Source organism: Paenibacillus cisolokensis (assembly GCF_018403665.1).
Classification (GTDB): domain Bacteria; phylum Bacillota; class Bacilli; order Paenibacillales; family Paenibacillaceae; genus Paenibacillus_AH; species Paenibacillus_AH cisolokensis.
This window is the reverse complement of sequence record NZ_BOVJ01000233.1, coordinates 1-1533: the sequence shown is the minus strand read 5'-3', so window position 1 is coordinate 1533 and position 1533 is coordinate 1. Positions and strand designations below refer to the sequence as shown.

The following is a 1533-nucleotide window of genomic DNA, read 5'->3' as shown; positions in this document are numbered from 1 at the left end:
CACTAGCGTTGCATCAAACAGACGATGAAAATTTTTAGTTCGATAAATTCCTATAAATGCTATATCTTGATGCAATTGACCTGTTAAAACATAAAAAATCTCCTATTGTTAAGGGGTAGACATGTTGCCCACTCCACTTAACAAAGGAGAAAACCGCATGGGTAGCATACCAAATAACCAGGTCATTTGTAAATGTCTTGATTTGCTCGATTTAAGCGATGAACGCGATAAAACCTTTGATTTTCGCGCTCAAAAGCTTACGGCTGCTAAACTGGTGAAATTGATGATCGAGGCACAGTTGAGACAACATGGCAGCTATCGTGTGATAACGGAGCATCTGCGTTCCTCGGAGTCGTTTCAACAAGTGCTGGATCTAGCGTCCATCAGCGAATCCCAGATCTCGCGCAAACTGCGGGCGATCCCTTATACCTATAGCCAAACGCTGTTTCTGAAAGCGGTGCAGAAACTGAGGCATCTTACCCAGGATCGTAAAGGCATCCCGGGACTGGGAAAACTGAGCATCATTGACTCATCGGAGCTGACACTGCCTACTGTTGCGGGGCAATGGGCGTACTGCTCCAAAACCAAAAACGCCGTGAAGATGCACACCCGTCTCATCGTCACCGACCGCGACACCGTGTTTCCGGATCGCATCATCGCATCCACCGCCGATGTAGCAGATTCCGAAGTCGCGGTGGATCTGGTGGTAGCGGACGATGCGATTTACGTCATGGATCGCGGGTACATTGTATACAAGAACTACAAAGCGTGGGCGGATCAGAACATCCGCTTTGTCGCCCGGATTCAGAAACGGAACAAGACGGTGACTGTTCGTGAACGGCCGGTGCCTGAAGCCTCCAAAGTTTTGCGTGACGCGGACGTTAAAGTCTCTTTCACCGACAATGGCGAAACGGTAGAGGTTGAACTTCGCTTGGTGGAATTCACCGATGACAAAGACAACCACTACCGGATCCTCACCAACGTGAACGAGCTTTCAGCAGAGCAGATTAGCGAGATTTATCGCCACCGCTGGATGATCGAGTTGTTCTTCAAGTGGATCAAACAGCATTTGAAGCTCGTCAAACTGTACAGTCTGGAACCGGAAGCGGTATGGACGCAGATGTACTTGGCTTTGACCGCATACGCCCTGGTGCTCATCATCAAGCTGCAAACGGGGACAACGCATACGCCGTGGAGAGTTCTTCAACTGTTGCGGCTTTACGTAGGCAGAGAATGGGAAATGTTCCTGCAAGCGTTGTTCCGACAGCCAACACGCACTTCAAAAGGACGAAAGAAAAAAGCCAAACGTGGGCGACCACGCAAACATCCGGTAAAGCTGAAGGGCGCACGAATGATTGTAAGATAACAACCTTAAATTACATTTGCTGGTAACATGACTTCTACGCTTATTCCGGTATAACGATTTTCGCTCATTCAGGGGAAAGGATAACTGTAAATTTTTGATCATAGATACTTTTATTCTAATCCAAACCTGTTTTTACAAACAAACGACTCTTTGATGCAACGCTAGTG

1 protein-coding gene is annotated in these 1533 nt (G+C 47.6%); it reads left to right on the top strand.

All coding sequences use genetic code 11. From position 1 onward, the window contains the following. The first annotated feature begins 157 nt into the window (after window positions 1–157). Window positions 158–1366 carry an IS4 family transposase gene (locus tag PACILC2_RS24940; RefSeq protein WP_213531632.1) on the top strand — a complete coding sequence of 403 codons (1209 nt, stop codon included), beginning with the start codon at window positions 158–160 and terminating at the stop codon, window positions 1364–1366. The last annotated feature ends 167 nt before the right edge of the window (window positions 1367–1533 follow it).

Bases quoted from the DNA above. Each gene is read 5' to 3' on its own strand.
- PACILC2_RS24940 (WP_213531632.1), top strand. From the start codon at position 158: ATGGGTAGCATACCAAATAACCAGGTCATTTGTAAATGTCTTGATTTG.